General features: G+C 54.2%; 1 protein-coding gene. It reads left to right on the forward strand.

What is annotated here, in order from left to right; all coding sequences use genetic code 11:
- A partial coding sequence (locus PQQ53_RS35005) for a transposase (protein WP_408329318.1) occupies positions 1–365 on the forward strand: 365 nt, incomplete at both ends.

The raw sequence follows: 365 nt of genomic DNA on the forward strand, positions 1-365 counted from the left end.
CTACATTGCGCGGGACGACGAATACCAATGTCCAGCTGGAGAACGGGCAATTTACCGATACACCAGCGAGGAACACGGGATGCAGCTACATCGATACTGGAGCAGCGCCTGTTCGCAATGCGCGATAAAGTCACAGTGCACTCCGAGCGACCAACGACGGATAAGTCGATGGGAGCACGAGTCGGTGCTGGAAGCGGTTCAACGTCGGCTGGACAAAACGCCTGATGCGATGACAGTACGCAGGCGAACCGTCGAACATGTCTTCGGAACGTTCAAGCATTGGATGGGCTACACGCACTTCCTGATGCGCAGATTACCCAATGTAGGTACCGAGATGAGTTTGAACGTACTCGCCTACAATCTCA

It is taken from the genome of Paraburkholderia strydomiana (assembly GCF_046030495.1).
Taxonomy (GTDB): domain Bacteria; phylum Pseudomonadota; class Gammaproteobacteria; order Burkholderiales; family Burkholderiaceae; genus Paraburkholderia; species Paraburkholderia strydomiana_A.